The 5,897-nt window shown below is 48.6% G+C and carries 5 protein-coding genes and 1 pseudogene; 4 read left to right on the top strand and 2 right to left on the bottom strand.

Annotated features, from left to right (window positions below):
• The 3 genes and pseudogenes from F456_RS24975 to F456_RS0121275 form a co-directional block, all read left to right on the top strand.
• Window positions 1-146 (top strand): annotated as a pseudogene (locus F456_RS24975) (transporter associated domain protein); the annotation flags it as partial.
• A 481-nt stretch (window positions 147-627) separates the two neighbouring features.
• Window positions 628-2,046, top strand: coding sequence for an aldehyde dehydrogenase (locus F456_RS0121280; protein ID WP_018979041.1), 1,419 nt, complete (start codon window positions 628-630; stop codon window positions 2,044-2,046).
• A gap of 566 nt (window positions 2,047-2,612) precedes the next feature.
• Entirely contained in the window at window positions 2,613-3,323 is a 711-nt protein-coding gene (locus F456_RS0121275; RefSeq protein ID WP_018979040.1) for an S-layer homology domain-containing protein, read from the top strand.
• Window positions 3,324-3,447: 124 nt separating this feature from the next.
• Here the strand turns inward: F456_RS0121275 and F456_RS0121270 are convergent, their stop codons facing one another.
• Both F456_RS0121270 and F456_RS0121265 read right to left on the bottom strand, forming a co-directional pair.
• Window positions 3,448-4,320 carry a CHAD domain-containing protein gene (locus F456_RS0121270; RefSeq protein ID WP_018979039.1) on the bottom strand — a complete coding sequence of 291 codons (873 nt, stop codon included), beginning with the start codon at window positions 4,318-4,320 and terminating at the stop codon, window positions 3,448-3,450.
• Between the two features lie 142 nt (window positions 4,321-4,462).
• Window positions 4,463-4,957 (bottom strand): hypothetical protein, encoded by a 495-nt coding sequence (locus F456_RS0121265; protein WP_018979038.1) that lies wholly within the window; start codon window positions 4,955-4,957, stop codon window positions 4,463-4,465.
• 158 nt (window positions 4,958-5,115) lie between these two features.
• On the opposite strand from F456_RS0121265, the gene F456_RS25155 reads away from it, so the two are divergent.
• Window positions 5,116-5,879, top strand: a protein-coding gene (locus tag F456_RS25155; protein ID WP_425314159.1) for an IS5 family transposase whose coding sequence is annotated in 2 segments (ribosomal slippage) — window positions 5,116-5,455 and window positions 5,455-5,879 — 765 coding nt in all. Because the reading frame shifts where the segments join, the coding sequence is not laid out codon by codon here.
• Window positions 5,880-5,897: the final 18 nt, after the last annotated feature.

Genomic DNA, 5,897 nt, shown 5'->3' with positions numbered 1-5,897 from the left:
AGCAGAATCGTGTTCATATTGCTTCTGTAGCCGATACGTCCGGCCGCACAATCGGGCTTGTGACGATGGAAGACATCTTGGAAGAAATCGTCGGCGATATCCGTGACGAGGCAGACGGCGTAAGACTGCCTTCCGTCGTTATGTAACGGCCAACCGTTCTTGCAACAATCGCAACAATCGCAACAATCGCAACAATCGCAACAATCGCAACAATCGCAACAATCGCAACAATCGCAACAATCGTTAAAATTATGTTGGATAGAGACTTCGGTTTTCGCTGAACTGGCGGGAACCGGAGTCTTTTTCATATGCAGATCGAAAAGAAAACCAAGCCGGAGAAGTAATTGCAGAAAGGATTAGATTTAATGAGCGAAAGTCGTGTGAAATTGGGTAATACAGTTATTAGGCAGGAGTTATCAAAAAACCGGAAGCTCCCCAGTCGAACGAGGCCAACACGCCTTTATCCTTAGATTTTTGCGCGGCCGTTCGGTCCGGTCTCCCCGCTTCCCATGAGGGGCCGACCGCTGCAAGTTTGACTTTGGGCCTTTAGAAGCCCTATATTTTTGAGAGAATGGATATATGGTGAATTCTGGTTTTCGCATTTCATCCCCGAGGAGGTCAATACGTATGATCGCAAAGGACACGTTTGCAAAAGAATGGAATAAAGAAGAAGTCTCGCAGATGCTCGAAGAGCATCGCGCTTTCTACGACACCGACCGCACGCGCGGCTATAAATTCCGGATGCGCCGACTGGAGAAACTGAAAGCGGCGATTCTGCGCTACGAGCCTGCGCTTATCGAAGCTCTTCAAGCGGATCTTGGCAAACCTGCATTCGAGTCGTACGCGACCGAAATCGGCTTTGTTCTGAATACCATTACGGAAATCAGCAAAGAGCTCTATCGTTGGTCCAAGCCGCAGCGTGTGGCGACACCTACTATGCTTGCGGGTGCAAGCAGCTTCGTCATCAATGAACCTCACGGTACCGTTCTCATCATCGGACCGTTCAATTATCCGTTCCAGCTCGTGATGGAACCGCTGGTTGGTGCGATCGCCGCAGGCAACTGTGCAGTGGTCAAAATGTCTGACAGCACGCCGAACGTTTCCGCTATTGTGAAACAGCTGCTTGGAGACGTATTCGAAGACCATTATGTTCGCGTATTGAACGGAGGCAAAGATACGGTTAACGCGCTGATCAACTCGCCGTTCGACTACATCTTCTTCACTGGCAGTACGGAAGTCGGCCGAATCGTTGCGGAAGCGGCAGCCAAGCAGCTCATTCCGGTTACACTGGAACTTGGCGGCAAGAGCCCTGCGATCGTCGACAAACAGGCCGATATCCGTATGGCGGCCAAACGAATTGTATGGGGCAAGCTGGTCAATGCCGGCCAGACCTGCATTGCACCGGACTACGTGCTCGTACATGAAAGCAAGAAAATGCAGCTCCTGATCGCCATGAAAAACGCCATCCGCGAATTCCTTGGTGACGATATGTGGAGCAGCCCAGACTTTGGCCGGATCGTTACTCATGAGCATTTCGACCGTTTGACTGCGATCTTGGAGAAAGACAAGGATAAGATCGTATTCGGCGGCACGGGCGACCGTGTAACCAAATTCATCGAACCTACGCTGCTGGATATTGATTCCTGGGATGCGGCCAGCATGCAGGAGGAAATCTTCGGACCGATTCTGCCGGTGCTGACTTACAGCGATCTGAATGATGCGATTCGTCAGATCAACTCGCATCCACGTCCGCTCTCACTGTACCTGTTCACGACCGACGAAGAAGTGCAGGAGCGTGTACTGGAGAAAGTTCCGTTCGGCGGCGGCTGCATCAACGATACGCTGCTGCATGCGATGAATCCGAATCTGCCGTTTGGCGGTACAGGAGCTTCAGGTATGGGCGCTTATCACGGCGTACACACCCTGCGTACTTTCTCGCATCAGAAGAGCATCTTGAAAAAAGCTTCGGCCGAAAGCGGGACGACAATGTTGTTCCCTCCACACGGCGAGGAAAAGCTTGAGATGATGAAAAAACTGCTGAAGTAACGACATCATGATACTTCGTTTTATATTATTAAGCGTGCTCCTATAAGGAGCACGCTTTTTAGTTATTAATAAAGCCGCTGCATCTATACATCTACGTCTATATCTATATCTATATCTATATCTATATCTATATCTATAGGAATTCTAACGAACCCTCATCACGCTATTCATTCTCCAAACAGCTTATATGAATTCTAACGAATCGTAATCACACTATTTGAGTCGAATTGGCCACAAATAGAGTATTTTCGGCAAATAAAGTAATGAGGATTCGTTACATTTCAAAAAAGGCTGAAGAATGGCGAATAGCGATAACAGGGTTCGTTAAAGCACCGAAAAACATAATCGTCCGGGTTCGATGATCAGTTGAATATCATTCGTTAGATCAGACTCCTTCCTACGCCGATTCGCATCGTTTTAAATTAGGCTTTCTCGACATGAAAAGCTGTTCTTTTTCGAAAGAACGGCTTTTCGCTGAGATGATGAACAGAACAGAGCTGTGCAACTTTTCCAATTAAAGGATCGTCTGAAAGAGTAAGAAATACAATTGAAAAGGAGGAACGAAAATGAACAGGAAACGCATAACTTCCGTATTTTCCATGTCGGTACTGTCTCTGTCTCTCAGCGGCCAGCTGTTTGCAGCAGAAGCGGGCTTCAGTGACCTCAGCGGCGTAGCCGAACAGAGTAAAATTAATTCACTCAAAAGCGAAGGTCTGGTCAAAGGAGTAAGCGCTTCATCCTTCAAACCGCAGTCAGTGCTGACTAATGCGCAGGGCATTCAGCTGATTGCAGGCGGTCTGCAGCTCAGTCTTGCTGCTGTTACGTTTGAGGCTGGAAAGGTACCGACTGCCAACGATCTGTTCCCGGCAGTGGACGACGATGCCTGGTATGCCGAAGCATTCCTGAACGCGCATTTCAATGACTTGGATATTCCGAAGTCGATTGATCCTTCAGCACCGATGACCAAAGAAACGTATACGCATTACCTGATGCAGGCAGCGGAAAAAGTCGGAAATCTGCCGCTGATCAATATCAAGCCCCAACCGATCGCCGATGAAGACGAGATAAGTATTCAATACCAGGGTTCGATCCAACGCGCGCTCTCAAGAGGTATCGTACAACTTGATTCAGATGGCGAATTTGACCCGAAAGCCGAAATCACCCGCGCCGAAGCCGCCGTTATGCTCTATGATACGATAGAGTTCTTGAGAAACCAGCCTGAACGACCGGCGCCGATACCAGAAAACCTGGACAGCTCGGAGCAGCCGGCCGAGTAAAGGATGAATGAGTGGATACAAGGTGTGAGAACTGCATTATGGATGAAGACTGATCAGTCATTCCAATAAACGCAGCAGACTCTCCTCTTCAAGGAAACGGCTCCCTCTCGGGAGCCGTTTCTTTTTACAATTCGCCTACTTCCGCCATCGCTTCGCGCAGCTGTCCATCCAGCCGATTCCGGAAGCGATTCCAGCTCTCTTCATCCGCTCCCAGCGCCTCAGGCCCGTATTCATCGGCAATTTGAATGCGTACATGCCGATCATTCACGTCCCCGAGCTGCTTCTGGATCATTTTGAAATGTTCCGCTTCTTCGGCCTGTTTGGCATCGATTGCGAATTCGGCCGCTTCTGCCGTATACCGGCAGCGCTTCGCCGCAATACGGACCTGATGCAGAGCATCAAGCGCTTCGTCGCTGTATACACCTTCACGGTCCGCTGTCACTTGATAGAAATGACGACGTTTCCGGTAATCATCCTTCAGTTCACGCAGGCCGCTTTGGATATTGGCCTGGCCAGCAAGTTCAGGCAGATCTTCTTTCAAAAAAGCTTTCCATTTGCGATCCAACTTGCCGTTTACGATCTTCGGCAGTTTGCGGCTCAGTTTTTCACGCTGGGTCCGCCGCTCTTCTTTTTCCAACTTCGCCATTCGTTTGAACAGCTGCGCTTCTTCGGTTCTGTCCGCCTGCTTCGCTTCTTTCCGCAGGTCTTTGAATTCGCCAATCAACACGTCCGCGTCCCGTACTCGCCCGAAACGCTTCTGCGCCTGCTTGATCGGCCGGTACAACCCTGTCTTGTCTTCCGGATCCAGCACAGGAAGCAGTGTCAACAGCTTACGTGCGCTTACTCTGGCTTGGTGAACATCTTCCACGTCATAATTTTTCAGAGCGGCTCGGCTGCGTTTGCGGAATTCCGCATAGAGCTCATTCAGCGCTTTTCTCCATTCTTCGGTCTGATCTGCTACGGCGACTGCGCCGGCTTTTTTCTGTTCGTTTGTCATAATATCCGACTCCTTCACTGTGAACTCCTTCTGCAGTACCCTTTGCTTTCTTTCTCATTATTACCCGAAAAGGCAGTCGTGCCGTGATATTTTGTTAATATTCAACTAAATCAACAGAAAAAAGTGGACGATGAGAATGAACTCACGAGGTATCGGAAAGCTTAAGTATGCGTAAACAATAGTTTTCATGATGCGTTCGTTCAAAATCCGAAAGTTTTAATTCGGGACGCAGCAGCGTTTGACGATAGATAGGCTCATCCTCGAAATTGTAACCCGTCCATAAATGCCAGATTTCAAATTCCGTTTCTTCGTCTAAAGTCGTTATGTAAGCAAATAAGTCTTTTGCGAAATCCGCTGCCAACACATCTCCTGAAATTTCAAGCCGATATATGTGTTCAAGAGCTGTGTGTTTTTGCATCCAGTTTGTAGCTTCCGGAGTACTTATAATCGAGAAAGATCCTACGGCTTTAGGATCGGCTGTGTAGACAACTGCGGCATTCTCGTTCATTTCTTCCCAGGGAATAATGCCGCTCGGCACTCCCATTTCCACTGCATCTTTTACGGTTATACACTGTAGGCCTTCAAGCTCCACCTCGGGAATCGGCCGGTCAGCAGCTATCCGGTATTCAAAGCTCATGCAGCTTCGCCCCTTGATTACGAATTAGTTGGTGTGTATCACAAATCATAATGAAAAAGCACAGCTTCCTCAACCGAATAGGCAGAGGAAGCTGTGCTTCTATGCTAGGGCCTGTACGCAAACTTCAAGAATATGATCAAATCTGTTAAATTAAAGATATGAGACGACGATACGATTTAACCGATGAGGAATGGAATGCCATCGAATCTTTCTTGCCACCGACTCGAAAAACTCAGGGAGGACGTCCACCTAAAGACCGAAGACACCGACTGAATGCCGTTCTTTGGGTCGCTCGTACCGGAGCAGCTTGGCGAGATTTACCGGATTATTATGGGCCTTGGTCTTCGGCTTATAGTTTCTTTTGGCGATTGCAGAAATCGGGAACGTGGGACAAAATCTTGGAACATGTCGCGATTGAACCGGACTTCGAACAAATGATGCTCGATACGACGATTGTGCGCGTTCACCAGCATGGAACAGGCGCAAAAGGGGGCAGCACAAGCAAGCGATCGGAAGATCAAGAGGCGGATTGACAACCAAAATCCATGCAGTCGTCGATGCGCTGGGCAATCCGCTCAAGTTCGAACTGACGCCTGGACAAGCTCATGACTCGGTCAAAGGATACGAAATGCTATCTCAGTTCGACCTGTCAAACCGTGAGGTTTTAGCCGATCGAGCTTACGATACCGATGCGATTCGAACTCTTTTAAGGGAACAAAATGCAGTCGCTGTAATTCCCAGCAAGAAGAATCGCCGAGTGCAGCACGTCTATGACCGTACGGTATATAAAGAACGTCATCTGGTCGAATGCTTTTTCAACAAAATGAAAAACTACCGACGCCTGGCCACTCGTTACGACAAGACAGCGAGCATGTTCAAGGCTTTTTTGGCTTTGATTTCGATTCGAATCTGGCTTAAATAGGTTTGCGTACACGCCCTA

The sequence above is a fragment of the Saccharibacillus kuerlensis DSM 22868 genome, assembly GCF_000378145.1.
In the GTDB taxonomy this organism is placed as follows: domain Bacteria; phylum Bacillota; class Bacilli; order Paenibacillales; family Paenibacillaceae; genus Saccharibacillus; species Saccharibacillus kuerlensis.
The sequence above is the reverse complement of the archived record's forward strand: the minus strand, read 5'-3'. Positions and strand labels throughout refer to the sequence as shown.